This window comes from Leclercia sp. Marseille-Q4284, from assembly GCF_916618945.1.
In the GTDB taxonomy this organism is placed as follows: domain Bacteria; phylum Pseudomonadota; class Gammaproteobacteria; order Enterobacterales; family Enterobacteriaceae; genus Enterobacter; species Enterobacter tamurae.
The window spans coordinates 75,305-101,397 of the sequence record NZ_CAKAKG010000001.1; the positions used below are offsets into that span (position 1 = coordinate 75,305).

At 56.9% G+C, this 26,093-nt stretch carries 23 protein-coding genes; 11 read left to right on the forward strand and 12 right to left on the reverse strand.

Annotated elements, in window-relative coordinates:
- Positions 1–54: 54 nt before the first annotated feature.
- Entirely contained in the window at positions 55–1,467 is a 1,413-nt protein-coding gene (gene ftsP / locus LG383_RS00375) for a cell division protein FtsP (protein WP_225758074.1), read from the forward strand.
- A gap of 163 nt (positions 1,468–1,630) precedes the next feature.
- Positions 1,631–3,805 (forward strand): YgiQ family radical SAM protein, encoded by a 2,175-nt coding sequence (locus LG383_RS00380; RefSeq protein ID WP_225758075.1) that lies wholly within the window; start codon positions 1,631–1,633, stop codon positions 3,803–3,805.
- A 100-nt stretch (positions 3,806–3,905) separates the two neighbouring features.
- Here LG383_RS00380 and dkgA read toward each other — a convergent pair whose 3' ends face one another.
- Together dkgA and yqhD are read right to left on the reverse strand one after the other, a co-directional pair.
- Positions 3,906–4,733 carry a 2,5-didehydrogluconate reductase DkgA gene (gene dkgA, locus LG383_RS00385; RefSeq protein ID WP_225758076.1) on the reverse strand — a complete coding sequence of 276 codons (828 nt, stop codon included), beginning with the start codon at positions 4,731–4,733 and terminating at the stop codon, positions 3,906–3,908.
- Between the two features lie 105 nt (positions 4,734–4,838).
- Positions 4,839–6,002: an alcohol dehydrogenase gene (gene yqhD, locus LG383_RS00390; RefSeq protein WP_225758077.1), complete on the reverse strand. Its 1,164-nt coding sequence runs from the start codon at positions 6,000–6,002 to the stop codon at positions 4,839–4,841.
- A gap of 183 nt (positions 6,003–6,185) precedes the next feature.
- On the opposite strand from yqhD, the gene LG383_RS00395 reads away from it, so the two are divergent.
- A complete protein-coding gene (locus tag LG383_RS00395; RefSeq protein ID WP_106995819.1) occupies positions 6,186–7,082 on the forward strand; it encodes an AraC family transcriptional regulator in 897 nt (298 codons plus the stop codon).
- A gap of 56 nt (positions 7,083–7,138) precedes the next feature.
- Here the strand turns inward: LG383_RS00395 and yghB are convergent, their stop codons facing one another.
- The gene (yghB, locus tag LG383_RS00400) at positions 7,139–7,798 is read right to left on the reverse strand and encodes a DedA family general envelope maintenance protein YghB (protein WP_106995818.1); all 660 of its coding nucleotides are present in this window, start codon (positions 7,796–7,798) and stop codon (positions 7,139–7,141) included.
- A gap of 141 nt (positions 7,799–7,939) precedes the next feature.
- Positions 7,940–9,127, reverse strand: a complete 1,188-nt coding sequence (gene metC, locus LG383_RS00405; RefSeq protein ID WP_225758078.1) for a cystathionine beta-lyase — start codon at positions 9,125–9,127, stop codon at positions 7,940–7,942.
- Between the two features lie 251 nt (positions 9,128–9,378).
- Here metC and exbB point away from each other — a divergent pair, with 251 nt between their 5' ends.
- Together exbB and exbD are read left to right on the forward strand one after the other, a co-directional pair.
- Complete coding sequence (exbB, locus tag LG383_RS00410; protein ID WP_106995816.1) at positions 9,379–10,110, forward strand: tol-pal system-associated acyl-CoA thioesterase; 732 nt, start codon at positions 9,379–9,381, stop codon at positions 10,108–10,110.
- A gap of 6 nt (positions 10,111–10,116) precedes the next feature.
- The gene (exbD, locus tag LG383_RS00415) at positions 10,117–10,542 is read left to right on the forward strand and encodes a TonB system transport protein ExbD (RefSeq protein ID WP_106995815.1); all 426 of its coding nucleotides are present in this window, start codon (positions 10,117–10,119) and stop codon (positions 10,540–10,542) included.
- A gap of 136 nt (positions 10,543–10,678) precedes the next feature.
- Here the strand turns inward: exbD and LG383_RS00420 are convergent, their stop codons facing one another.
- From LG383_RS00420 to LG383_RS00430, 3 genes are all read right to left on the reverse strand, one after another.
- Positions 10,679–11,575 carry an SDR family oxidoreductase gene (locus LG383_RS00420; protein WP_225758079.1) on the reverse strand — a complete coding sequence of 299 codons (897 nt, stop codon included), beginning with the start codon at positions 11,573–11,575 and terminating at the stop codon, positions 10,679–10,681.
- A gap of 119 nt (positions 11,576–11,694) precedes the next feature.
- Entirely contained in the window at positions 11,695–12,147 is a 453-nt protein-coding gene (locus LG383_RS00425; protein WP_106995813.1) for a cytoplasmic protein, read from the reverse strand.
- Positions 12,140–12,544 carry a hypothetical protein gene (locus LG383_RS00430; RefSeq protein ID WP_106995812.1) on the reverse strand — a complete coding sequence of 135 codons (405 nt, stop codon included), beginning with the start codon at positions 12,542–12,544 and terminating at the stop codon, positions 12,140–12,142. The genes LG383_RS00425 and LG383_RS00430 overlap by 8 nt, the downstream gene beginning before the upstream one ends.
- Before the next feature lie 105 nt (positions 12,545–12,649).
- Between LG383_RS00430 and LG383_RS00435 the strand changes: the two genes are divergently transcribed.
- Together LG383_RS00435 and LG383_RS00440 are read left to right on the forward strand one after the other, a co-directional pair.
- A complete protein-coding gene (locus LG383_RS00435; RefSeq protein ID WP_225758080.1) occupies positions 12,650–13,153 on the forward strand; it encodes an ESA_00282 family adhesion-associated protein in 504 nt (167 codons plus the stop codon).
- Positions 13,154–13,234: 81 nt separating this feature from the next.
- Complete coding sequence (locus tag LG383_RS00440; protein WP_106995810.1) at positions 13,235–13,723, forward strand: TIGR00645 family protein; 489 nt, start codon at positions 13,235–13,237, stop codon at positions 13,721–13,723.
- Between the two features lie 39 nt (positions 13,724–13,762).
- Here the strand turns inward: LG383_RS00440 and LG383_RS00445 are convergent, their stop codons facing one another.
- Positions 13,763–14,803 (reverse strand): aldo/keto reductase, encoded by a 1,041-nt coding sequence (locus LG383_RS00445; RefSeq protein ID WP_225758081.1) that lies wholly within the window; start codon positions 14,801–14,803, stop codon positions 13,763–13,765.
- 83 nt (positions 14,804–14,886) lie between these two features.
- On the opposite strand from LG383_RS00445, the gene yghX reads away from it, so the two are divergent.
- On the forward strand, positions 14,887–15,774 hold the full coding sequence (gene yghX / locus LG383_RS00450) for a YghX family hydrolase (protein WP_225758082.1): 888 nt from the start codon (positions 14,887–14,889) through the stop codon (positions 15,772–15,774).
- Positions 15,775–15,817: 43 nt separating this feature from the next.
- Here yghX and LG383_RS00455 read toward each other — a convergent pair whose 3' ends face one another.
- Positions 15,818–18,385, reverse strand: a complete 2,568-nt coding sequence (locus tag LG383_RS00455) for an autotransporter domain-containing protein (RefSeq protein ID WP_225758083.1) — start codon at positions 18,383–18,385, stop codon at positions 15,818–15,820.
- Between the two features lie 532 nt (positions 18,386–18,917).
- Between LG383_RS00455 and LG383_RS00460 the strand changes: the two genes are divergently transcribed.
- Positions 18,918–20,465, forward strand: a complete 1,548-nt coding sequence (locus LG383_RS00460; RefSeq protein ID WP_225758084.1) for a methyl-accepting chemotaxis protein — start codon at positions 18,918–18,920, stop codon at positions 20,463–20,465.
- On the opposite strand, the gene fucR is transcribed toward LG383_RS00460, so the two are convergent.
- The 3 genes from fucR to yghU all read right to left on the reverse strand — a co-directional run bounded on the left by fucR (position 20,462) and on the right by yghU (position 23,233).
- Positions 20,462–21,178 carry an L-fucose operon activator gene (gene fucR, locus LG383_RS00465; protein WP_225758085.1) on the reverse strand — a complete coding sequence of 239 codons (717 nt, stop codon included), beginning with the start codon at positions 21,176–21,178 and terminating at the stop codon, positions 20,462–20,464. The genes LG383_RS00460 and fucR overlap by 4 nt on opposite strands.
- On the reverse strand, positions 21,175–22,158 hold the full coding sequence (locus tag LG383_RS00470; RefSeq protein ID WP_225758086.1) for a sensor domain-containing diguanylate cyclase: 984 nt from the start codon (positions 22,156–22,158) through the stop codon (positions 21,175–21,177). The genes fucR and LG383_RS00470 overlap by 4 nt, the downstream gene beginning before the upstream one ends.
- 205 nt (positions 22,159–22,363) lie before the next feature.
- Positions 22,364–23,233: a glutathione-dependent disulfide-bond oxidoreductase gene (gene yghU / locus LG383_RS00475; RefSeq protein ID WP_225758087.1), complete on the reverse strand. Its 870-nt coding sequence runs from the start codon at positions 23,231–23,233 to the stop codon at positions 22,364–22,366.
- A gap of 256 nt (positions 23,234–23,489) precedes the next feature.
- Between yghU and LG383_RS00480 the strand changes: the two genes are divergently transcribed.
- The gene (locus LG383_RS00480; RefSeq protein ID WP_225758088.1) at positions 23,490–25,079 is read left to right on the forward strand and encodes an ABC transporter substrate-binding protein; all 1,590 of its coding nucleotides are present in this window, start codon (positions 23,490–23,492) and stop codon (positions 25,077–25,079) included.
- 58 nt (positions 25,080–25,137) lie between these two features.
- A complete protein-coding gene (locus LG383_RS00485) occupies positions 25,138–26,091 on the forward strand; it encodes an ABC transporter permease (RefSeq protein WP_166183981.1) in 954 nt (317 codons plus the stop codon).
- Positions 26,092–26,093: the final 2 nt, after the last annotated feature.

The following is a 26,093-nucleotide window of genomic DNA, read 5'->3' on the forward strand; positions in this document are numbered from 1 at the left end:
CCTGAAGGGAAAACGAATTCCCGCGTTGTTAGTACGTTTATCCATGGAGCTAATATGTCACTCAGTCGCCGTCAGTTTATTCAGGCATCGGGTATCGCCCTTTGTGCAGGTGCGGTTCCGCTGAGGGCAAACGCCGCCGGGCAGCAACAGCCGCTGCCCATCCCGCCGTTACTCGAGTCCCGTCGTGGTCAGCCGCTGTTCCTGACGTTACAGCGCTCCCACTGGTCATTCACCCAGGGGACGCGGGCTAACGTCTGGGGCATTAACGGGCGCTATCTTGGCCCGACCGTGCGCGTCTGGAGCGGCGATGACGTCAAACTGATCTACAGCAACCGTCTGGCGGAGAACGTTGCCATGACCGTCAGCGGTTTGCAGGTGCCGGGCCCGCTGCTGGGCGGCGCGCCTCGCATGATGTCCCCGAGCGCCGACTGGGCGCCGGTTCTGCCGATTCGCCAGAACGCCGCCACCCTCTGGTATCACGCCAACACACCTAACCGCACCGCGCAGCAGGTCTATACCGGCCTGGCGGGGATGTGGCTGGTGGAAGATGAGGTCAGCAAATCTCTGCCGATCCCGAATCACTATGGGGTCGACGACTTCCCGATCATCATTCAGGACAAGCGGCTGGATAATTTCGGTACGCCGGAGTACAGCGAGCCGGGCAGCGGCGGCTTTGTCGGTGACACGCTGCTGGTGAACGGCGCGCAAAGCCCGTATGTCGAAGTCTCCCGCGGCTGGGTGCGCCTGCGCCTGCTGAATGCGTCCAACTCGCGCCGCTATCAGCTGCAGATGAGCGATGGCCGGGCGCTGCACGTGATTGCCGGGGATCAGGGCTTCTTACCGGCCCCGGTACCGGTTAAGCAGTTGGCGCTGGCGCCGGGCGAGCGACGCGAAATCCTGGTGGATATGACCAACGGCGATGAAGTGTCGATCACCTGCGGCGAGGCGGCGAGCATCGTTGACCGCCTGCGCGGCTTCTTTGAACCCTCGAGCATTCTGGTGTCGACCCTGGTGTTGACCCTGCGACCAACCGGGCTGTTGCCGCTGGTGACCGATACCCTGCCGATGCGCCTGCTGCCGGACGAGGTTCTGAGCGGGACGCCGGTGCGCAGCCGGGATATCAGCCTCGGTGACGATCCGGGCATTAACGGCCAGCTGTGGGATGTGAACCGCATTGATATCACCGCCCAGCAGGGCACCTGGGAGCGCTGGACGGTGCGCGCCGACATGCCGCAGTCATTCCATATCGAAGGGGTGAAGTTCCTGGTGCGCAACGTCAACGGCGCCATGCCGTTCCCGGAAGACCGGGGCTGGAAAGATACCGTCTGGGTCGACGGGCAGGTTGAACTGCTGGTCTATTACAGTCAGCCCTCCTGGCCGCACTTCCCGTTCCTGTTCCACAGCCAGACGCTGGAGATGATGGACAGGGGCTCGGTAGGACAAATGTTGGTCAATCCGGCACCGTAGAACGTGCCGGGTGGCGCTGCGCTTACCCGGCCTACGGGCTTGTAGGCCGGGTAAGGCGAAGCCGCCACCCGGCGTTAAAAACCCCGCACAATACTCCTTCATTTCCCACATTGTTCCAGCGTATAATCCCGCTCCTTTTGTCTATTTTTTCTTCGGAAGCATTATGAGCGCAATTTCCCTGATCCAGCCGGATCGTGACCTCTTCTCCTGGCCCCAGTACTGGGCGGCCTGCTTTGGACCGGCGCCGTTCCTGCCGATGTCCCGCGAAGAGATGGACCAACTTGGCTGGGACAGCTGCGACATTATTCTGGTGACGGGCGATGCCTATGTCGATCACCCGAGCTTTGGCATGGCGATCTGCGGTCGTATGCTTGAAGCCCAGGGCTTCCGCGTCGGGATCATTGCCCAGCCGGACTGGAACAGCAAAGAGGACTTCATGCGCCTCGGTAAACCGAACCTGTTCTTCGGCGTCACCGCGGGCAACATGGACTCGATGATCAACCGTTACACCGCCGACCGCAAACTGCGTCACGACGATGCCTACACCGCGGATAACGTGGCGGGCAAGCGTCCGGACCGCGCGACGCTCGTCTACACCCAACGATGCAAAGAAGCATGGAAAGACGTGCCGGTCATCCTGGGTGGCATCGAAGCGAGCCTGCGCCGTACCGCCCATTACGACTACTGGTCTGATACCGTGCGCCGCTCGGTGCTGGTGGACTCCAAAGCCGACATGCTGATCTTCGGCAACGGTGAGCGTCCGCTGGTGGAAGTGGCGCACCGTCTCTCTCAGGGCGAGCCGGTAGGCAACATCCGCGATGTGCGTAACACCGCGATCATGGTAAAAGAGGCCCTGCCGGGCTGGAGCGGGGTGGATTCCCGTATCATCGATATGCCAGGCAAAATCGACCCGATCCCGCACCCGTATGGCGACGATCTGCCGTGTGCCGATAATAAGCCCGTCGAGCCGAAGAAAGCCGAAGCTAAAGCGATCACCGTTCAGCCGCCGCGTCCGAAGCCGTGGGAAAAGACCTACGTGCTGCTGCCGTCCTTTGAGAAAGTCAAAGCGGACAAAGTGCTTTACGCTCACGCTTCCCGAATTCTGCACCACGAAACCAACCCGGGCTGTGCCCGTGCGCTGATGCAAAAGCACGGCGAGCGCTATATCTGGGTCAACCCGCCAGCCATCCCGCTCTCTACCGAAGAGATGGACAGCGTCTTTGCCCTGCCGTACAAGCGTGTGCCGCACCCTTCATACGGTGACAGCCGCATTCCGGCCTATGAGATGATCCGCTTCTCGATCAACATCATGCGCGGCTGCTTCGGCGGGTGCTCCTTCTGCTCCATCACCGAGCACGAAGGCCGTATTATCCAGAGCCGTTCCGAAGAGTCGATTGTTAACGAGATCGAAGCTATTCGCGACACGGTTCCGGGTTTTACTGGCGTGATCTCCGATCTGGGTGGCCCGACGGCCAACATGTATATGCTGCGCTGTAAGTCGCCGCGTGCGGAGCAGACCTGCCGTCGTCTCTCCTGTGTCTATCCGAGCATTTGCGAGCACATGGACACCAACCACGAGCCGACGATCAACCTCTATCGCCGCGCCCGCGACCTGAAGGGCATCAAGAAGATCCTTATCGCTTCCGGCGTGCGTTACGACATCGCCGTGGAAGATCCGCGCTACATTAAAGAGCTGGCGACCCACCACGTGGGCGGCTACCTGAAGATTGCCCCTGAGCATACTGAAGAAGGCCCGCTGTCGAAGATGATGAAGCCGGGGATGGGCAGCTACGATCGCTTCAAAGAGCTGTTCGATACCTATTCCAAACAGGCCGGGAAAGAGCAGTATCTGATCCCGTACTTCATCTCCGCGCACCCGGGTACGCGTGATGAGGACATGGTGAACCTGGCCCTGTGGCTGAAACAGCGCCGCTTCCGTCTGGATCAGGTGCAGAACTTCTACCCGTCACCGCTGGCGAACTCGACCACCATGTATTACACCGGCAAGAACCCGCTGAGTAAGATTGGTTACAAGAGTGAAGATGTGGTGGTGCCGAAGGGAGACAAACAGCGTCGCCTGCATAAAGCCCTGCTGCGCTACCACGATCCGGCTAACTGGCCGCTGATCCGCCAGGCGCTGGAAGAGATGGGTAAAAAGCACCTGATCGGCTCGCGTCGTGACTGCCTGGTACCTGCGCCAACGCTGGATGAGATGCGCGAAGCGCGTCGCCAGAATCGCAATACGCGCCCGGCGCTGACCAAGCACACCCCGATTGTGCACCAGCGTTCGAACGCAGGGGCGACGGCGAAAAAAAATGTAAAACGTAAGCTCGGTTAAATCTGTAAAAATGCCCGGTGGCGCTGCGCTTACCGGGCCTACAACACCTTTAACCGTAGGCCGGGTAAGGCGAAGCCGCCACCCGGCTTTTTAAACGCAATTACCCGCCAAACTGGTCCGGATCCGGGCCTAAACGCTTGCCTTTATCCAGCTTCGCAATTTCACCTAACTCATCTTTATCCAGACGGAAATCCCACACCGCGAAGTTCTCTGCGATACGCGCTGGAGTAACGGATTTCGGGATCACCACCAGGCCGCAGTCCAGATGCCAGCGAATGACAATCTGTGCCGGGGTTTTGCCGTACTTATCGGCCAGGTCGCGGATGATTTTCTGATCGAAGACCCCTTCGCCGCCCTGTGCCAGCGGGCTCCAGGATTCGGTCTGGATCTTGTGGGTCGCATTCCATGAGTGCAGTTGACGCTGCTGCATCAGCGGGTGCAGTTCAATCTGGTTAATCACCGGGGCGACGCCCGTCTCATCAATCAGACGCTGCAGATGGTGGACCTGGAAATTACAGACCCCGATGCTCTTCACCAGCCCGGCTTTCTGCAGGTCAATCATCCCTTTCCAGGCGTCAACATAGTGATCGATTGCCGGAACCGGCCAGTGCATCAGATAGAGATCGACGAAATCGAGTTGCAGCTTGTCCAGGCTCTCCTGGAGTGCTTCCGCTGGACGTTTCTGGTCGTCGTTCCACAGCTTGGTGGTGATGAATAACTCATCGCGTGACACACCGGCGCTGGCCAGCGCGTTGCCCACGCCGTCCTCATTTTTGTAGGCGGCTGCGGTATCAATAGAGCGATAGCCGACTTCCAGTGCTTTGTGAATGGCGGACACGACCTCGTCGTTACCGGCTTTCCATACGCCGAGCCCCAACTGGGGCATTACGTTGCCGTCCTGAAGCTTGATTACGGTTTGGTTTGCCATCTTTCCTCCTTCATGGGACATCCACCAGAGGTAATCCTCTGGTGGCGTATGTGCATTAAGCCTGGCCTAAATGCCGAAAAACGAAAGGTAAGCGCGCAAAATCGCTTAGCGAGCAGCCTCGTAAATACGGCGGCTCACGTCGAGGGTAATGTCGTGATGCTCACCGATCTGGGTCATGCCGTGCTCTTCGAGTTTCGCCAGCAGGGCAGGGATGGAGCTTCCGTCCAGGCCGTAGCCGGAAAGACGCGTTGGCACGCCCATCTGCTCGAAGAAGTTACGGGTCGCGGCGATAGCGGCATCGATACGCTCGTCGTCCGATCCGTCGGTGATACCCCAGACGCGCTCAGCGTACTGCAGCAGTTTGCCGCGCTTGGTGTCGCGTTTTTCATTCCACAGCGCAGGCAGCACCACCGCCAGGGTCTGGGCATGATCGAGACCGTGCATCGCCGTCAGCTCGTGGCCCAGCATGTGGGTGGCCCAGTCCTGCGGCACGCCGGCACCAATCAGGCCGTTCAGCGCCTGAGTCGCGGCCCACATCACGTTGGCACGCACGTCGTAGTTCTCTGGCTCTTGCAGGGCCAGCGGGCCGTCTTCGATCAGGGTCAGCAGAATGCCCTCGGCGAAACGATCCTGAATTTTGGCGTTCACCGGGTAAGTAACGTACTGCTCAACGGTATGAACAAAGGCATCCACCACGCCGTTCGCCACCTGACGCGGCGGCAGGGTGTAGGTATAAACCGGATCCAGCACCGCAAATACCGGCTGCACGTGCTCGTTCATAAAGGCCTGTTTGTCGCCGGTGGTTTTACGGGAGATCACCGCGCCTTTGTTGGATTCAGAGCCGGTAGCAGGCAGGGTCAGCACGGAGCCCATCGGGATGGCGCTTTTGATGTCGCTGCCGCCGGTCTGCAGGATGTGCCACGGGTCGATGCCGTCAGCGTAGTGGGCCGCCGCAGCGATAAACTTGGTGCCGTCCAGCACCGAGCCGCCGCCCACTGCCAGCAGGAAGGTGATCTTCTCGTCGCGGGCGATTTTCACCGCGTTCATCAGGGTTTCGTAAGACGGGTTCGGCTCAATGCCGCCAAACTCACGCACGTCCAGACCTTGCAGGGCGCTATAGACCTGATCCAGCACGCCGTTTTTCTTCACGCTGCCGCCGCCGTAGGTGATTAGCACGCGGGCATCGGCCGGGATCTGCTCGCGCAGATCGGCGATAGCGTCTTTACCAAACAGAATGCGGGTCGGGGTATGCAGATTGAAATTGTTCATTGTTCGTTCCCTTAGGTGGGTGAAAATACCGGGCTAACTGATGGTGCCCATTGTGGCGAGCACCAGCGATCCTCTCAATGCACATTTCTGCCGTTGTCTTGCCCATTTCTACAGGGTGCTGGAGAAACTGCGAAAAACCGCGCACACTGCAAACGTCGGAAACCTTACCCGGATTGAGCAAAGATGAACCGCGATGAAACCTGCCTGCAGCTAACGGCGCAAATTAACAGGCTGAAAGATAATGCAAATAAGCTCAGTGAACTGCTGCCGGATGTACGTCTGCTGTACGGTACCCAGCCCGGCACCCGCACGCCGGTGATGTATCAGCCTGGTATCATTTTTCTCTTTTCCGGGCATAAAATTGGCTATATCAATGAGCGTGTATTCCGCTATGACCCGCGCGAATATCTGCTCCTGACAGTACCTTTACCCTTCGAATGTGAAACCTTCGCGACAGAAGCCGTGCCGCTGGCAGGTATTCGTTTGAATGTGGATATCCTGCAGCTGCAGGAGCTGCTGATGGATATTGGCGAGGACGAGCTGTTTTGCCCGTCGATGGCGGCAAGCGGGATCAACTCCGCCACGCTGACGGATGAGATCCTCTGCGCCATTGAGCGCCTGCTGGACGTGATGGAGCGCCCGCTGGATGCGCGCATTCTCGGAAAGCAAATTATTCGTGAGATCCTCTACCACGTGCTGCTGGGACCGGGCGGCGGGGCGCTGCTGGCGCTGGTCAGCCGGCAGACCCACTTCAGCCTCATCAGCCGGGTGCTGAAGCGCATCGAGAGCCAGTACACCGAAAACCTGAGCGTCGATCAGCTGGCGGCCGAGGCCAATATGAGCGTCTCGGCGTTCCACCATAACTTCAAATCGGTGACCAGCACCTCACCGCTGCAATATCTCAAGAGCTACCGCCTGCACAAGGCGCGGATGATGATGATCCACGACGGGATGAAAGCCAGCGCGGCGGCGCTGCGGGTAGGCTATGAAAGCGCGTCGCAGTTCAGTCGGGAGTTCAAACGTTATTTCGGGGTGACGCCAGGGGAAGACGCGGCGCGGATCAGAATGATGCAGGGGTAGGGTGTTCACGTTCCCTCTCCCCTATGGGGAGAGGGTTAGGGTGAGGGGTATTACTGTCAGGCGCGACAGTATTTCTTACGGATCACCACGACGATAGTACCCACCAGACCAGCCACCAGCAGGAACACCGGCAGGATCATCAGGAAGGTCATGACCTGATCTTCGTGGCGTTTCACGAACGGGATCATGCTCAGGGCATAGCCGAAGGTGGTCACCACGCCGACCCACAGCAGCGCGCTCAGCCAGTTAAAGAACTGGAAGCGGCGGTTAGAGAGCCCGGAGATGCCCGCCATGGTCGGCAGCAGGGTGCGCACAAAGGCCAGGAAACGTCCGGCGAGCAGCGCCAGCAGGCCGTGGCGATCAAACATGCAGGCCGCGCGCTGGTGATACTTATGCGGCAACTGCGCCAGCCAGCCTTTCACTACCCGCGTATTGCCCAGCCAGCGGCCCTGCAAATAGCTGAGCCAGCAGCCCAGGCTGGCGGCGGAGGTCAGGATCACCATCGTCGGCGCAAAATCCATCACCCCTTTCCCGATTAACGCCCCCGCCAGCAGCAGCAGGCTGTCGCCCGGTAAAAATGAGGCAGGCAGTAACCCATTTTCCAGAAACAGCGTGGCGAACATCACGAGATAAACAACCCCAACCACGTGAGGGTCCGCCAGTGCTGCAAAATCGTGTTGCCAGAGTGCAGCGATAATATCTTGAATAACAGCCATGGGCTTTCCTGTGGAACAGCGTATATGGGCCTATTGTACTCCCTATTTCGCCTGCGGGCTTTGATCGCAGGCGCAACAAATCAGACTTTTCTGCATCGATTGAGGAGAAAAGTGTCCGCGGAGTGCTTTTATGACCCGGTGTTATTCGATACGCGCAAACCCGGCCTCTAAATCGGCAATCAAATCCTCGACGTTTTCCAGGCCGATATGCAGACGGATCAGGGTCCCGGTAAAGTCTACTTCTCCGCCCGGACGCAGGGCAGCAATCTGCTCTGGCTGGTTGGGCAGGATCAGCGACTCAAAGCCGCCCCACGAGTAGGCCATGCTGAACAGGGAGAAGTTATCGAGGTAGTTTGCCAGCTCGTCATTGCTCAGACGCTTGTTGAGCACAAACGAGAACAGACCGCTGCTGCCCGTAAAATCACGTTGCCAGAATTCATGCCCGATGCTGCCCGGCAGGGCAGGATGGTTAACCCGCGCCACCTGCGGATGCTGCGCCAGCCACTGGGCGACTTTCAGGCTGCTTTCATGATGCTGGCGCAGGCGGACGCTCAGGGTTCGCAGGCCGCGGCTGGTCATGTAGGCGGTATCGGCATCCACCATCTGTCCCATCAGATAGGCGTTTTCACACAGCTGGTCCCAGCAGCGGGCGTTGGAGACCGCCGTACCGATCATGCCGTCCGAGTGGCCGATCAGGTATTTGGTCGCCGCCTGAATAGAGATGTCGATACCAAAATCAAGCGCCTTAAACAGCACGCCTGCCGCCCAGGTGTTATCGATCATGATGATGGCGTCCGGCGCTTTGCTGCGTACCGCCTGTACGATGGCCGGCACATCATGCACTTCCATGGTGATGGAGCCCGGCGATTCGAGGAACACGATCCGGGTATTGGGCTGGATCAGATCGGCAATCTTCGCGCCGATCTGCGGATCGAACCAGCCGGTGGTCACGCCCAGCTTGCTGAGGATTTTGGTGCAGAAGTCCTGGCTCGGCTCGTAGGCGGTGTTGGTCATCAGGATATGGTCGCCCTGTTCAACAAACGCCAGAATAGTATTGGCCACCGCCGCCGCACCGCACGGGAACAGGGCGCAGCCTGCGCCGCCTTCCAGCTCGCACATCGCTTCCTGTAATGAGAAGTGGGTCAGCGTCCCGCGACGCCCGTAAAACAGCTCGCCCTTCGCCCGGTTGCGGGTGGCGTGCTTTTTCGCCTCGACGGTCTCAAACACCAGCGACGAGGCGCGCTGAATCACGCTGTTCACCGAACCGAGGGTATATTTCTTGCTGCGTCCCGCCTGGACAAGGGTGGTATCAAGATGCTTCTCTTTCATGTCTGCGCAACCTGTTTTTATACGTCTGGACGTCCACACTATCACGAAAGTAAAAATGGTCGCGAGAAGGGTGGTGGGATCAGCGGAATATTTTTTAAAATATGTTTCCGGGAAATTTTTCCTGCGTAAGCGCAAGGAAAATGAAACGAATTTACGGCACTATGTAAATACTAATGAGAACTACTATCAATTCGACGTTGTTTTGATATTATTATGCTCAGATTTTGTGATTTGCGTCCTGGAGATACCGAGTGGGTAATAATTTGATGCAGACGGATCTCTCCGTCTGGGGTATGTATCATCATGCCGACATCGTGGTGAAGATTGTGATGATCGGCCTGATTCTGGCGTCCGTCGTCACCTGGGCTATTTTCTTTAGCAAGAGCGTGGAGCTTATCTCTCACAAGCGCCGTCTTAAGCGCGAGCAGCAGCAGCTGGCCGAGGCCCGCAACCTGAATCAGGCGAGCGACATGACCTCTTCCTTCCAGGCCAAAAGCCTGACCACCCAGTTAATCAACGAAGCCCAGAACGAGCTCGAGCTTTCTGCAGGCAGCGAAGACAACGAAGGGATTAAAGAGCGTACCGGCTTCCGTCTGGAGCGTCGCGTGGCGGCCATCGGTCGTCATATGGGACGTGGTAACGGCTACCTGGCGACCATCGGTGCGATTTCACCGTTCGTCGGTCTGTTCGGTACGGTCTGGGGCATCATGAACAGCTTCATCGGCATCGCCCAGACCCAAACCACCAACCTCGCGGTTGTGGCCCCCGGCATCGCAGAAGCCCTGCTGGCGACGGCGATTGGTCTGGTTGCCGCTATCCCGGCGGTGGTCATCTACAACATCTTTGCCCGTATGATCGGTAGCTACAAAGCGACCCTCGGTGACGTTGCCGCTCAGGTCCTGCTGCTGCAAAGCCGCGATCTGGACCTCAGTGCCAGCGCCGTGAAGCCGGTCCGTTCTGCTCAGAAATTACACTTAGGTTGATTCGTCATGGCAATGCGTCTTAATGAAAATCTGGACGATAACGGCGAAATGCACGAAATCAACGTGACGCCGTTTATCGACGTCATGCTGGTTCTGCTGATTATCTTCATGGTTGCTGCGCCGCTGGCGACGGTAGACGTGAAGGTCAATCTGCCTGCATCATCCAGTCAGCCGCAGCCGCGCCCGGAAAAACCGATTTATCTGTCCGTGAAAGCCGATAAATCCATGTTCCTGGGTAACGATCTGGTAACGGATGAGTCGGTGATCCCGGCGCTGAATACCCTGACTAACGGCAAGAAAGAGACCACCATCTTCTTCCGTGCTGACAAGACCGTCGACTACGAAACCATGATGAGGGTAATGGACACGCTGCATCAGGCGGGTTACCTGAAGATTGGCCTGGTAGGCGAAGAGAAGACTGTGGCGAAATAAAACGCAAAAAGGCAACGTAAGTTGCCTTTTTTAATGTTTGTTCCCTCTCCCCGTGGGAGAGGGTCAGGGTGAGGGCATCAGCCCGCAAAGAATCGGTAGGCCGGGTAAGGCGAAGCCGCCACCCGGCACTGCACAACTATCCCAGATGTTCCCCGCCGCACACGCCGTGCACTTCCGCCGTCACATAGCTTGATTCCTGGCTCGCCAGATAGACGTACACCGGTGCCAGCTCCGCAGGCTGCCCTGCGCGCTTCAGTGGGGTCTGCTGACCAAACTGCGGGATCTTCTCCTGCGGCTGACCGCCGGAAATTTGCAGCGCCGTCCAGACAGGGCCTGGAGCGACCACGTTAACGCGCACGCCGCTCTCCGCCACCTGCTTCGCCAGCCCGCGACTGAAGTTAAGGATGGCCGCTTTGGTAGACGCATAGTCCAGCAGGTGCGGACTTGGCTGATAGGCCTGAATCGACGAGGTGGTGATGATGCTCGCCCCGGCCGGCAGCAGCGGCAGCGCCTCCTGGGTTATCCAGAACAGCGCAAACACGTTCACGGTAAAGGTCTGTGTAAACTGCTCCGTTGTAATATCAGCAATATTCTCGACTGCCACCTGCTTACCGGCCACCAGCGCCAGCACATCCAGTCCGCCGAGTTCCTGATGGGCTTTATGCACCAGCGAACGGGCAAATTTTTCATCGCTCAGGTCGCCGGGGATCAGTACCGCTTTGCGTCCGGCTTCTTCAATCAGCTGCTTAACCTGCTGCGCGTCTTCTTCTTCGGCAGGCAGATAGTTAATCGCAACGTCTGCGCCTTCACGCGCGTAAGCGATGGCGGCAGCGCGTCCAATACCGGAGTCGCCCCCTGTCACCAGTGCCTTACGATCCTGTAGTCTGCCGCTGCCTTTGTAGCTCTTCTCGCCGCAATCCGGGACCGGATCCATCTTGCTCTGCACCCCGGGGATGGGCTGTTTTTGCTTCGGGAATTCGCCAGTGTAGTACTGGGTGGTTGGGTCCTGAATTTTGCTCTGGGAATTTGCCATTGAGGTTCTCCTTGAGTGGGTGATCAGGCTTTAAGCTTAGAAGAATCAACCGGGAAGTGAGGATCATTCAGGATAATCCTTAAACCAATAGCAACAGGCGGAGCGGGACGCGCTAGGGGTTACGGCTTTTGCGCAGGGGGTGTCGTTTTCGCGGCGAGTACATCTTCATTCAGCGCGACGGTGGTCACGCTGGTGGTACGATAGCCTTCATCGGCCAGTTTACGGGTAACGCGCAGGGTGGCGGTTTCACGGGCCCGCAAATACTGATAATTGGTTTCCAGCCGGGCCAGTATTTTCTCTTTTAAGTCTGGCCGCTGCTGCATAATGGCATTAATTGCCGCACCGTAGATCTCTTCTTTAACCTGTAACGGATAAATTTCACGGCGGTTCTGCCATTTCAGCCGCACCAGACCTGCCGGAATCGAGAGCAATTCTTTGGCAATACGTTGTATTTCAGCGTTTTTAATCTCTTTCAGCGCAGCCAGATTTTGCTCTAAGATAAATTCATCGCTCTTTTTATCATCTAAAGCTAAATAAACGTTGTTGTTATCAACATCCTTCACGTTATTCATCCTCTAGCTTATAAAAAATGGGCGTGTTTTTTTCACAGGTAATTAGATTCAGCCAGATATCATTACCGGCTTCGTTTATCTCAGCGGTTTTTTCCGACAATATTTGACTTAGTGCCTGGGCATCTATTTCCCCTTCCGCTTGCAGGTCATTGAGCAGGCGGGCGAACACCTCGATTTTAACCACCCGGAATAACCGGTCCTTTATATGGCGGTCGTGCTCTTCGAGCAACATATTGCGGGAGTTACCGGTACGGGTAACACCAATTAATATATCAGGCTCGTAATCAGCGAGTGTTCTTTTCCCCTTAGTGAAATTTGCATTGCTTTCTGCTTCTGGTGGTTTCGGTTCCACGGTAGAAATGTGAAACTTAGCCGGGACCAGATTGTCGGGCAACATTTTATATTTCCTTTAATTTCAACGGGGTGGGCTTGTCTGGAGTGTGAGATTCGTTGACAATAACATGAGGCAAATTTAAAATCAAAAAAAATGGAGCCTGCCTATATGAACAGCATTTTTTATACTGTCATTACTTTGTTATTGCTTACTGCCGTGGTTCTTTTATTGATGCGCGAGTTCAATAAAAGTAGCGAAGCGGATAACGCGCACCCCCATGCGCAGCCAGAACGGATGTCAAAAGAAGAGGGCGAAGACCATTTTTCTGTGTTAATGAATGCGATTACGCCGGTCTGGTACTGGCGTGTTAATCATGAATATATTGATTTCCTTCATGCCACAATTAAACGAATGAATATGGTGGAAATAAATAGTACGCCTGACCTTTTTGATGCGCAGCGTCGTTGCAGCGATCTCAACTCGGCGGTGTACAAATATTACGACAATATCAAGAAGCGCTGCCTGAATGGTGAGAAAGTGTCGCATTCCGATCTGGAGGTGATGAACCTGCGCCAGTGTTTTCGTGAGTTCAGCCTGGAGGCCTATCCGGCGCTGGTGGTGCTGGTGTGGCCGGAGTATCAGCGGCCTGAGGTGAAGCCGGAGCAGGTATAGGGTCGGTGTTGTTTAGTTGTTGCAAACACTTTGTCGCGTTGCGATATACTGCACGCTGGTTTCGTTTGCAGACAGGACTCTATGGAACGCTTTTTTGAAAACGCAATGTATGCCTCCCGCTGGCTGTTAGCCCCGGTCTATTTTGGCCTCTCGCTGGCGCTGGTGGCCCTCTGTATTAAATTCTTCCAGGAAATTTTTCACGTCCTGCCGCACATATTCAGCGTCGCGGAATCCGACCTGATTCTGCTCCTGCTGTCGCTGGTGGATATGACCCTGGTGGGCGGCCTGCTGGTGATGGTGATGTTCTCTGGCTACGAAAACTTCGTGTCGCAGCTGGACATCGCCGCGGATAAAGAGAAGCTGAGCTGGCTGGGCAAAATGGACGCCTCGTCGCTGAAAAATAAAGTGGCTGCCTCGATTGTGGCGATCTCGTCGATTCACCTGCTGCGGGTGTTTATGGATGCCAAAAATATCCCGGATAACAAGCTGATGTGGTATGTGATTATCCACCTGACGTTTGTGCTGTCAGCGTTTGTGATGGGGTATCTGGATAAGCTGAGTCGCAAGTAATAAAAAAGCCGGGTAAGCGCAGCGCCACCCGGCATTTAACTACTTATCTGACGACGCCTGCCACAGATTGAGCTGCCCGTCAGCCACATGCTGATCGATCCGCTGCAGCTCATCCTCGCTAAAGTGCAGATTATTCAACGCCTGCACGTTCTCCTCCAGCTGCTCTGTCCGGCTGGCACCAATCAATACTGACGTCACGCGATCGTCTTTCAGCAGCCAGCTCAGGGCCATCTGCGCCATCGTCTGACCGCGCGCCTGCGCCATTACGTTCAGCAAGCGCAGGCTGTTGAGGTTGGCCTCGGTCAGCATGTTTTCGGTCAGGCCGCGCGCCTTTTTGCCTTCGCGCTGCATGCGGGAGCCGTCAGGAATGCCGTTCAGATATTTGCCGGTCAGCAGGCCCTGCGCCAGCGGCGTAAAGGCGATACAGCCGGTGCCGTTGGCGGCCAGGATATCCAGCAGGCCGCTCTTGTCCACCCAGCGGTTAAGTAGATTGTAGGAAGGCTGATGGATCAGCAGGGGGATCTTCCACTCGCGCAGCAGCTCCGCCATTTTCTGAGTGCGTTCCGGCGAATAGGACGAGATGCCAACGTACAGCGCCTTCCCGCTCTGCACCGCCTGCGCCAGCGCCGAGGCGGTCTCTTCCATCGGCGTATTTTCATCTACCCGGTGCGAGTAGAAGATATCCACATACTCCAGCCCCATCCGCTTCAGGCTCTGGTCGAGACTGGCGAGCAGATACTTGCGCGAACCGCCCGCACCGTACGGGCCCGGCCACATGTCATAGCCCGCTTTGGTGGAGATAATCAGCTCGTCGCGATACGCCGCGAAATCATCCCGCAGCAGGCGGCCAAAATTTTCCTCCGCACTGCCCGCCGGTGGGCCATAGTTATTGGCGAGATCAAAGTGGGTGATGCCGCAGTCAAAGGCTTTTCGCAGCAGGGCGCGCTGCGAGTCGAGGGCGTGAACGTGGCCAAAGCTGTGCCACAAACCGAGCGACAGGGCGGGTAAACGCAGGCCGCTTTTTCCACAGTACCGGTACTGCATATTCTCGTAGCGTTCAGGGGAAGCGTTCCAGGGCATGATGTCTCCTTTCAAGGTTTTTGATTTTCGAAACAGCGTTTCTATTCTAACCTTACTCAGTGCACAATTCATGGAGATATGCGATGACGCGTATGACCGCCAAAGACTTTCCTCAGGAATTGCTCGACTACTACGATTATTACGCTCACGGCAAAATCAACAAACGTGAGTTCCTCAATCTGGCTGCCCGCTATGCTGTCGGCGGCGTGACGGCGCTGGCACTGTTCAATATGCTCAAGCCGAATTACGCCCTCGCCGAGCAGGTGAAGTTCACCGATCCCGATATTCGGCCTGAATACATCACCTATCCTTCGCCAGACGGTCATGGTCAGGTGCGTGGCTATCTGGTGAAACCCGCCCACGCTACCGGCAAAGTCCCGGCGGTGGTGGTGGTGCACGAAAACCGCGGCCTCAACCCTTACATCGAGGATGTGGCGCGTCGGGTGGCGAAAGCAGGATACATCGCCCTGGCGCCGGATGGTTTAAGCTCGGTGGGGGGGTATCCCGGCAACGATGAGGAGGGGAAAGTCCTGCAGCAGAAGGTCGATCCAACGAAGCTGATGAACGACTTCTTTGCCGCGGTCGGGTTTATGCAGAAACACCCGGACGCCACGGGCAAGGTGGGGATCACCGGCTTCTGCTATGGCGGTGGGGTCTCTAACGCCGCGGCGGTGGCCTGGCCAGAGCTGGCGTGCGCCGTGCCGTTTTATGGCCGACAGGCTCCGACCGCCGACGTCGCCAAAATTAAGGCACCGTTGCTGCTGCACTATGCGGAAAACGACAAGAATGTTAACGAGGGATGGCCTGCCTATGAAGCCGCGTTGAAAGCGAACGGTAAGGTGTATGAGGCCTGGATCTACCCTGGCGTAAACCACGGGTTCCACAACGATTCGACCCCGCGTTACGACGAACCCGCTGCCGAATTAGCCTGGAAACGAACCCTGGGATGGTTTGAGAAGTATTTAAGCTAACAAAAATGCCCGGCAGCCTGAGGCTGCCGGGCAGGCGTGGTCATCAGAAGCTGTAGCTCATACCTGCCTGAACACTGGCGTCGTTATCGACATCGCCTGTGCCATAGTAAATGCCGGTATTCACCGAGAAGTTGTGCGCGATAGTGGCATTCACGCCCGCACCAAACATTCCCATGCTGTTGTTATGACCTTCAGTGTTGTGATAATCCGCTGCCTGGATATCGGTATCATCGCTGAACTCTTTCTGCACGCGGACATCCAGCCACGGCATGATCGCCACGTTTTTGTTCAGATCGGTCAGGGTGGTGGTCAGACGCAGACCCGCGCCGCCGTTCCAGGAAGAGACCTGGCTGTCAGCAAAGGTCACTTCTCTGTCGGAGAAGCCGTTAGCTTTGGTCTGATCCCAGCCGAGAATGGCGTACGGTTGCAGCACGGTTTCGCCCGGCAGCAGTACGTTCACCCCGGTACGGGCCTGGGCCATATACAGGCTACCGTCTGTGGAGCCGTGCAGCGCTTCGGTCATGCCGCTGGTGTCGCCGGTGACGTTGTGGGCGGAGAGGGAGTAGCGCATATCGCCATAGCTGAAGCTGGCGTCGGCGAACATTCCCCACTGACGACCGTTCAGCGCCTGCTGCCAGCCGCCGTACAGGCTGTAGTAGTTACCATAGACGGTGTCCTTAAAGCTGTCCGGGCCGTTGTCGGTATCTTCAACGCGGCTGCGGGTCCAGGCCAGCGCCACGCCTCCGGTCAGACTGTCCCCGTTAGCGAGGTAAGCCGTCCAGTCAACGCCGCCCTGCGCGCCCTGAGTGATGCTCTTGTAATCCACATCGTTGCTGAAGTTACCGTTCTGATAGAGGAAATCGCCCCACAGCTGAGCCCCTTCCTGCCGATCGCCCATCAGGCCAGCAAAGTGCAGGCGATCCAGATGGCTGGTGATGTCATCGGTGACCTGATGGCCCGCCTGTTCGGCCGCATCCAGCCCGGCAATCATCCCCTGGACATCGCTGGCCAGTGCGCCGCGTGAGCTGCTAAAGACAATATTCCAGTTCTGGCTACTATCAGCGGTGAGCAGGCTCTGCGGCGCCGTATCAGCGGCCACGATGCTCAGGTCATTGTTGTAGTTGTAGGCTGCGCTGCGGTTTTCAACCTGCTGCTGACCGTTGCTGAAGGTCGCATTGGCGGCCGTTTGCGGCGTGGTGGTTGCCGTCGTGGTGGTAAAGGTTCCCAGCACGATGTTTTGCTGATTGATCGCCGAAGCGGTGATGTTATTGACCACTACAGCGTTACGGGAGCCGGTGATTTGGCCGAAGTTAACCCTGCTGTCGGTGCTCATGTTCACTTCGGCATTGCTGCCGGTCGTGGCGGCGGTCAGGGTAGAACCGTTCTGCAGACTCCAGGTGGTGGAATCATTAATGGTGTCGAGAGTGATGCTGTTGTCGCTGGTGGTATTTACGGTTTCAAACTGATTAATTTGCCCGGAAATAGAGCTGCCTGCATCCATCGACAGGGTATCGGTGCCGTCCCCGCCGGTAACATTGCCGGTGACATGGGAATCATTCACCAGGACCACGGTGTCATTGCCTGCGCCGGTCGTAATATTGCCGTCAACGTTGGCGCCGTTTTGCAGGGTGACGGTGGTATCGCCGCTGTTCTGGCTGGCGTTCAGATCGCCATTGATGGTGCTGTTATCCACCAGAAGGGTATTGGTGGAGTTACCGCTCAGCGTAACGTTGCCGTTCACGACGCTGTTATTGGTGAAGGACAGGTTGGTCTGGCCTTTTTCGTTAATGACGCCGATGTCGCCGGTCACGGTGCTGTTATTCAGTGCCAGCGTATCCTGAGTGGTGCCATACAGGGCCACGGCGAGGTCGCTAAAGGCATCAACGTTGATATCCTGGAAAGGTTTGTACTGACTCAGGCTTTCAACGATGGTATCGAGATTTTGCGCCACCTGGCTGTTGGTCGCATCCACGCTGGCGTTAGTCAGGGTAAGGGAGGTATCTGATTTGTCGCTACCGACATAGATGCCACCGTTATCCATGATGCTGTCGCTCATGGTGATAGTTTGGGTACCCTGGCCAGCGCTGATAATACTGCCATGCAGGGCGCTGCCGTTGCTGATGTTCACATCGTGGTAGCCCGCATCGAGCGGATCGAGATAGATGGCGGCACCCATCATATAATCTTTGTCTCGCTGATAGGTTCCGTCGCTGTTCTGGCCGTTCAGGGTGGAGTCATTGACGTTGATGGTGGTGTTGGTGGTCTTAAGTGCAGAACCTGCTTCGATCATATCCACCTTGGCATTGTTGGTGACGTTAATATTCACCGTACCGCCATTGCTTCCCTGAATATAATGACCTGACATGTCAGAGCCTGTAACGGTCAGGGTCTGCGTATCTCCCGCTTCACGGTGGCCATCCATATAAATATTGGACGCCGTTTCATTCGCCATTACCGCATCAGTGACGCCCGGGTCCTGATAGAAGCTGCCGTCTTTATATTCTGACAGGCCGCAGGTCTGGGTGGTGTCACCATTCTGGCAAGCGGGGGCATCGGTAGCACCTGCCTGAGCAGCAAACGACGCAAGTGACAGTAATACACATTGTGACAACAAGGTCCTTTTCATTGAAATACGCATTTTTTCATCTCTTATAACCGGATCAAAGTGAGCTCTTTTTAAATGAAATTTGCGTAATTAAGAACTTTCCCAAGGGAAAAGGGTGTAATGAAATTTGAAGTGATATCAAGCGATTAAATGGCCATTTTAATAAAGGGGGCTAATTGGTTTTTTTAAATACATTCATTTTATGAATGTTGCATTTTTATTAACGCACTAAAAGTAAGACTTTTCTTGTAGAAAAAGGAATATTCCTTGTTGGTAAAAAACAGACGCCTAATCCTTTAGAATTATGAGGGTAATGAATGGAGAATGTGATTTACATTTGTAAATTGTATGAAATCTAATAACACGTTATTTGAAGGGGTATTTGCCCCAGCGTGATTATCATTTCCCGGTCCGGTAAACAGAAATGAAAAGGTTTATAAAATTAACCGATAAAAGGTATTGCTTTGCATTTTATTGCCGATAACGAGGGTAATACTCGCCCTCCAGGCGATATCTCCCCCATGGCAAGGAAATAACTATGCACGTGTTTCGTAATTTCACTATCCGGTTCGTCATGCTGACGATTCTGGGGATTTTCTGTTTAATGTGGGCGGCAGCCGGGCTCTACAGCTCCTGGGCACTTTCACGCGTGGCTGATGGCAATGAGGTTGATCGCCAGCTGGTCAAACAGATGACGGTGCTTAGCCAGGGTAACGATCAGTACTTCCGCTTCGTCACCCGCCTGACCCGGGCGATGGACCTGCAGGCGGCAGGTGGTACGGCAGATCTCACCGCCGTACAGCAGGCGCTGGAGACGATGAGCAGCAAGCTCGATGAGATGAAAGCCATGTCTCCGGGGCCGATGGATGCGCAGATTTCCTCCCAGGTGATTGCCAACTGGCAGGCGCTGCTGGAGAACGGCGTAAAGCCCCAGTTCCAGCTGGCGCAGCAGGGCAATCTCGACGCTTATCGTCAGCAGGCGAATAACGTTACTCCGCCACTGAGCCGCGCCTTTGGCGAAAGTGCCGGGCAGTTCAATAAAGCCGCCGACAGCATTCTCGACAGCACCCGCGTGACGGTGGACGGCATGACCAGCACCACCCGCACGGTGATCATCACCGCAACGATTATAGGCCTGCTGATCCTGCTGTTCGCCGATCGCTACCTGGTCGCGATGCTGGTGAAACCCCTGGATCAGATCCGCCACCACTTTCGTCAGATTGCGCAGGGCGATCTCAGCCAGCCGATCGTTCCCTTTGGCCGGAACTGCGTGGGCCAGCTGGTGCCGCTGCTGACAACGATGCAGGACAGCCTGCGCGAAGCGGTAAGCACCATCCGCGCCGGCAGCGAGAATATCTGGCGCGGTGCCACGGAGATCTCCACCGGTAATAACGATCTCTCGTCGCGTACCGAAGAGCAGGCTGCCGCCCTGGAAGAGACGGCTGCCAGCATGGAGCAGCTCACCGCCACGGTGAAGCTGAATGCCGACAACGCCCGTCAGGCCAGCGAGCTGGCGGATGTAGCCTCTGTCACCGCCAGCCGCGGCGGGGTGCTGGTGGAGAACGTGGTCAACACCATGACCGGGATCTCCGTCAGCTCGAAGAAAATCGCGGAGATCACCAGCGTCATTAACAGCATCGCCTTCCAGACCAATATTCTGGCCCTCAACGCGGCAGTGGAAGCGGCCCGGGCGGGCGAGCAGGGGCGTGGCTTTGCGGTGGTGGCGGGGGAGGTGCGTAATCTCGCCAGCCGCAGCGCCAGTGCAGCAAAAGAGATCGAAGGGCTGATCGCTGACTCCGTCTCCCGCGTGGCGGAAGGGGCCCGGCTGGTGAACGATACCGGCACCACCATGGAGGCGGTGCTGCGGGATATTACCGGCGTGACCACCATCATGAAGCAGATTGCCGCCGCCTCGGAAGAGCAGAGCAAAGGCATTTCGCAGGTGGGAGTGGCCATCACCCAGATGGACGGTGTGACCCAGCAGAACGCCTCCCTGGTGGAGCAGGTGTCAGCTGCGGCCTCCGCCCTGGAGCGTCAGACCGAGGAGCTGCAACGCTCGGTACAGAAGTTCCGTCTGGCAAGCTAGCGGCGGGCGAGCTGTACGTCGCTGATCAATTGGGTCACCTGTGACAGGTGGCCTATTTTCACTTCGCTGGAACGCTGGAACTTGCTCCTGTCGATCAGCAGCAGCGACTGGCTGGCGCGGCTGAGCAGCTGCGACTTAAACCCGGCGCTGTGCGGGGTGGGATCCCACATCACACCCTGCTCATCCACCCCTTCACACGAGAAAATAAACAGGTCGATCTCCAGCGCCTTCAGCTGCGTCACCAGGGCCGGGTTTACATAGCAGCGATATTTGCGCTCCAGCGTCCCGCCCGAACAGATCAGGGTGATGCGTTCGCGCTTCGCCATTTCATGGCAGATCGGCAGGCTGTTGGTAAACACCGTCAGGGCGATATCCGGCAGCTGCCGCGCCAGATGAAAGCAGGTTGAGCTGGCATCCAGGGCCAGGGTCATCCCCTCGCTGACCCAGTCGAGGGCGTGGCGGGCAATGTCGGCTTTATCGGCGTAATGGCTTTTCAGCCGCGCGCCAAAGGGTTCCCCGCCGTCGCGGTGGTCCGGGTGGATCGCCCGCGCTCGCCCATGATGGCGCACGATCTTACCCTGCTGCTGAAGCTGTTTCAGATCGCGACGAATCGTCTCTTTGCTGACGTTAAGCTCCGCGGCAAGCGCATCCGTCGTCAGCCAGTCAGACGCCGACAGCAGGCGGATAAGATCCTGATGACGGGTGCTTTTCATGGATGCGTGCCGCTGCGGGAGTGGGAGATCAGCGTCTGGCCAATCGCCACCCCATTCTTACCGGTGTGTTTAATCTGATACATCGACCGATCGGCGCGGCGCAATGCATTGACGAAATCATCCTGCTCCTGCACTTCATCGATCCCCACCGAGGCGCCCACCTGTGCCTGGCCGTTATCCAGTTCGAACGGCGTCAGGGCCGCATTCAGGCACTGTTGCGCGGTGCTGCTCACCAGCAGACTGGTGAGCGGGAAGGGCAGCAGCAGGACAAACTCGTCCCCACCCAGACGCCCGACCACGGCTCCCGGCGGGCAGGTGTCGCGCAGACGCTGGCTGAGCTGGATCAGCAGTTCATCGCCGCTGCGGTGACCGAAGGTGTCGTTCACCGTTTTAAAATCATCCAGATCGATAAAGGCAATGCACAGCGGGCCCTGGGCTTTGAGCTGCGCGAAGTGGGTGATCAGCGCATGGCGATTCGCCAGGCCGGTGAGCGGATCGTGATTCGCCAGCAGGGCGAGCTGCTCCTCGTACTGCTTCTCTTTGGTCATGTCGATGTGCGTGCCGGTGACCTTCAGCGGGTTTCCTTGCTCATCCCATTCGCTCACACGCCCGCGATCCAGCACCCAGGTGACGGTGCCGTTTTTGTGCTGCATGCGGTGCAGCGCTTCGTAGAAGGGGGTTTTGCCGTGCAGATGATCGTAGAAGGCGTCGAGCACGCTCTGTTTGTCATCGGGATGCAGATGTTCGCGCCAGATCTCAAACTGCGCGTTGAGCTCTTTGGGCTGATAGCCCAGCATTGAGCCCCAGCGGCGGTTATAGATAATCAGCTTCCCGGTGGGAACGTCGAGCTGCCATAAACAGAGACCCGTCCCGTCGAGCGCCGCGCTGAGCTTGCTGCGGGCGTCGCGCGCCAGCCTGGCAAGCCGGGCATTATGCTTTTTGAGAATCTGAATCTGATGTTCCAGCGCCTTTTCTGACATGCGAATAATCTGAAGAAAGAAATTATTGATGCCAGTTTACCGGATGGTTGTAAATATGCTGTTGAAAAAAGAGAGGGATTTACTATGTGCGGTGATAATGGCACCAGCAGAGTAATTCTGCCGGGTGGCGCTGCGCTTACCCGGCCTACAAAAACCAATCCGTAGGCCCGGCAAGCGTAGCGCCGCCGGGCAAGGGGTCAGCACATTAACCCTGACGTTTGTCTTCGGTATTGGTATCAAAATCGCTCGCCGCATGACGCTCATGCAGCTGTTCGTTCAGCTCGCCGTTGGTGCGATTGACGATACGCCCGCGCTTCACCGCCGGACGGCTGGCAACATCCTTCGCCCAGCGCTGGACGTTCTTGTAGCTCTCCGCGTCGAGGAACTCCGCCGCGCCGTAGACCTGGCCGAGCGCCACGCTGCCGAACCACGGCCAGATAGCGATATCCGCGATGCTGTACTCTTCTCCCGCCACATAGCGACCGCGCGCCAGCTGCTTATCCAGCACGTCGAACAGGCGTTTGGCTTCCATGGTGAAGCGGTCAATCGCGTACTCAATTTTCACCGGGGCATAGTGATAGAAGTGGCCGAAACCGCCGCCGAGGAACGGGGCTGAGCCCTGCAGCCAGAACAGCCAGTTCAGGGTTTCCACCCGGCCAGCCGGATCTTTTGGCAGGAAGTGGCCGAATTTTTCTGCCAGATAGAGCAGGATATTGCCCGATTCAAACACCCGGGTTGGCGGCGTGGTGGAGTGGTCACGCAGGGCCGGGATTTTGGAGTTCGGGTTCACCTCAACAAAGCCGCTGGAGAACTGATCCCCCTCGCCGATGCGGATCAGCCAGGCGTCATATTCCGCCCCGGTCACGCCCAACGCCAGAAGCTCTTCCAGCATGATTGTTACCTTCTGGCCATTTGGCGTGCCCAGAGAGTAGAGCTGCAGCGGATGCGAACCCACCGGCAGTTCTTTTTCATGCGTGGCGCCCGAGATCGGACGGTTGATGCTGGCGAACGCGCCGCCGTTGGGGTTCTGCTTCCATTCCCAGACTTTCGCTGGCTGGTAGTTGTTGTCGGACATGTTGATCTGCCTTTTTGGGATGTGTTGAGGCAGTTTAGCAGGCATTCCGTGAACGGTTTAACGAACTGAGCGCATAAGCATATGCACTATTCCTTCTGGCGCTTATATATATAAATTCCGCATAAGCTTAATCAAAAATGGCATTTTCATTGTTAATGCGAAAGGGCTTAAAGCTGAATATGATGCGCAAACAGATATCTGTAAAAAATAAAAATGAGCAGTTAAAAAAACTTTCAAGGCAAGGAGTTAGTGAGATATGCGTAAGCCATTAGTATCTGCTGTTCTGGTCGCGCTGGCGCTGGTTGCCGCGGGCTGTGATGATGCCAAAAATAAAGAGACCGCGTCGGCCCCGGCGGCCAAAAGCGATACGCCGAAAGAGGGCGGTTCACTGATTATCGGCATTACTTCAGGCGACCCGCTGGCGGTTAACCCATTATATGCCAGTGACCGCACCACCCTGACGATCATGCAGGCGCTTTATGCCCCGCTCTACAGCTTTAACGATGGCAAAATCGAATGGGGTCTGGCCGAAAGCCTGACGCCATCCGCCGATAACCTCAGCTACACCCTGACCTTAAAACCGAATCTGAAATGGCAGGACGGCCAGCCGCTGACCGCCGACGACGTGGTGTTCACCTTCAATAAGCTGCTGGAGGAGAAACAGCACAGCTTCTTCCGCAGCATGTTCACCTTCGGCGGCAAGCCGGTGGCGGTGAGCAAGGTGGACGATCGCACCGTGAAGTTCACCCTCCCACAGGTGAGTGCCGCCTTTACCGGCACCCTGGTGCAGATCTACCCGATCCCGCAGCATGTCTTCGCCAAGGAAGCCGATCTGGAAAAGAGCACCAAAAACGATGCGCCGGTCGGTTCCGGGCCATTCAAATTTAAAGAGTACCGCGCCGGGCAGTATTACGCCCTGACCCGCTTTGACGACTACTGGAATGGCAAAGCGAAGCTCGACTCCGTGACCTACCGTTTCGCCAAAGACAGCAACTCTGCCAACCTCGCGCTGCAAAACGGCGAGATCAACCTCAAGATGGTCGATCCGCAGGATGTGTCGCGCCTGAAGAATACCGGCAAGTTTGATTTCGTGGTCTACCCGGAAGGGCGTCTGGCCTACATGACCTTTAACCAGAACGTACCGGTGATGAAGAGCAAGGAGCTGCGTCAGGCCATCGCCTACGCCATTAATAAGGACGAGCTGACCCAGACCGCGTTCACCTCGCTGGATTACGCCAAACCGGCGACCTCGTTCCTGACCCCGGATACGCTCTACCAGAGCAACGACGTTGAGCAGTACAAGTTCGACCAGCAGAAAGCCAAAGATCTGCTGAAGGCTTCCGGCGCACCGGCAAACCTTAAGCTGCGTCTGGCCTACGTGAACACCAACAAAACCCAGGAGAGCCAGGCGCTCTACATCCAGCAGGCGTTGAAGGGCATTGGCGTGAACGTGGAGCTGATGCCGCTCGACTCCAACGCCATGTCCCAGCGCAGCCTCGACATGAACAACACCGCCTGGGAGCTGAACCTCGGCGGCTACATCATGGGTGCCGAGCCGGATGGCTACAAATCGCTGTTCATGAGCAACGAAGCCTATAACTACGCCCACTATAAGAACCCGCAGTTCGATGCCCTGTGGGATAAAGGTGCCGTAGAAACCGACACTGGCAAACGCGCGGAGATCTACAAGCAGATCCAGCAGACCGTGGCCAACGACATGACTTACTACCCGATCGCCTACACCAACGCCACCGTGGCCGTGGATAAACGCTTTGGCGGCACCCAGGAAGCGGAACCGAAGCCGGTGTATCTGTTCCAGGACCTGTCAAAAATCTACCAAAAATAAGCTGTCGCCCCGGTCAACCGATCGGGGCTTTTTGTTGGGTAAGTCGTAAGGGCATGTCGTGAACACATTACTGATGCGTCGGCTGCTGCAACTGGTGCCGATGCTGTTCTTTATCTCGCTGGTGGCGTTTTTGCTGGTCAAACTCGCTCCGGGCGATCCGGTGGCGGCGTACATCACCCCGCGCATGGCACCAGAGGACATCGAGCGTATTCGCCAGAGTCTGGGCCTGGATAAGCCGCTGGTGACGCAATATTTCCTGTGGCTGAAAAACATTCTGCAGGGCGATCTGGGCTATTCGCTGATCTACCACCGACCGGTGCTGGTGATGATTGGCGAGCGCATTCCGGCCACCCTTGGGCTGATGGGGGCCTCGCTGCTGATGGCAATTATCCTCGCCATTCCGCTGGGGCTGCTGGCCGGAGCCTTTAAGCACCGCTGGCTGGATCATGTCCTGAACCTGTTCGCCTATATTGGCATCTCGGTGCCGATCTTCTGGTTTGGTATCCTGCTGATCACCGTCTTTGCCGTGCAGCTCAACTGGTTCCCCAGCATGGGGATGCGCACCATCGGCATGGAGGATAACTGGCTGGACGTGGTGCGCCACGGCGTGCTGCCGTGCATTGCGCTCACCTTCTATAACCTCTCCAGCTATGTGCGCTACATCCGCTCCAATACTATTTCGCAGCTCTCGGCCGACTATGTGCAGACCCAGCTGGCCTATGGGGCCACCCGTTCCAGCATCCTGTTCCGCCATGTGCTGAAAAACGTGCTCCTGCCGGTGATCACCCTGTTTGGCCTGTCGTTTGGCGAGCTGGTTGTCGGAGCCTATGTCACCGAGAGCGTCTTCTCCTGGCCGGGAATGGGGCTGCTGGGGATCCAGTCGATCACCTCCCTCGACTACCCGCTGATTATGGCGATCATCATGCTCTCGTCGCTGATGCTGATCGTCGGTAACCTGATCGCCGATCTGCTCTATCGCTTCGCCGATCCCCGCATACGTACCCTGAGGTAACC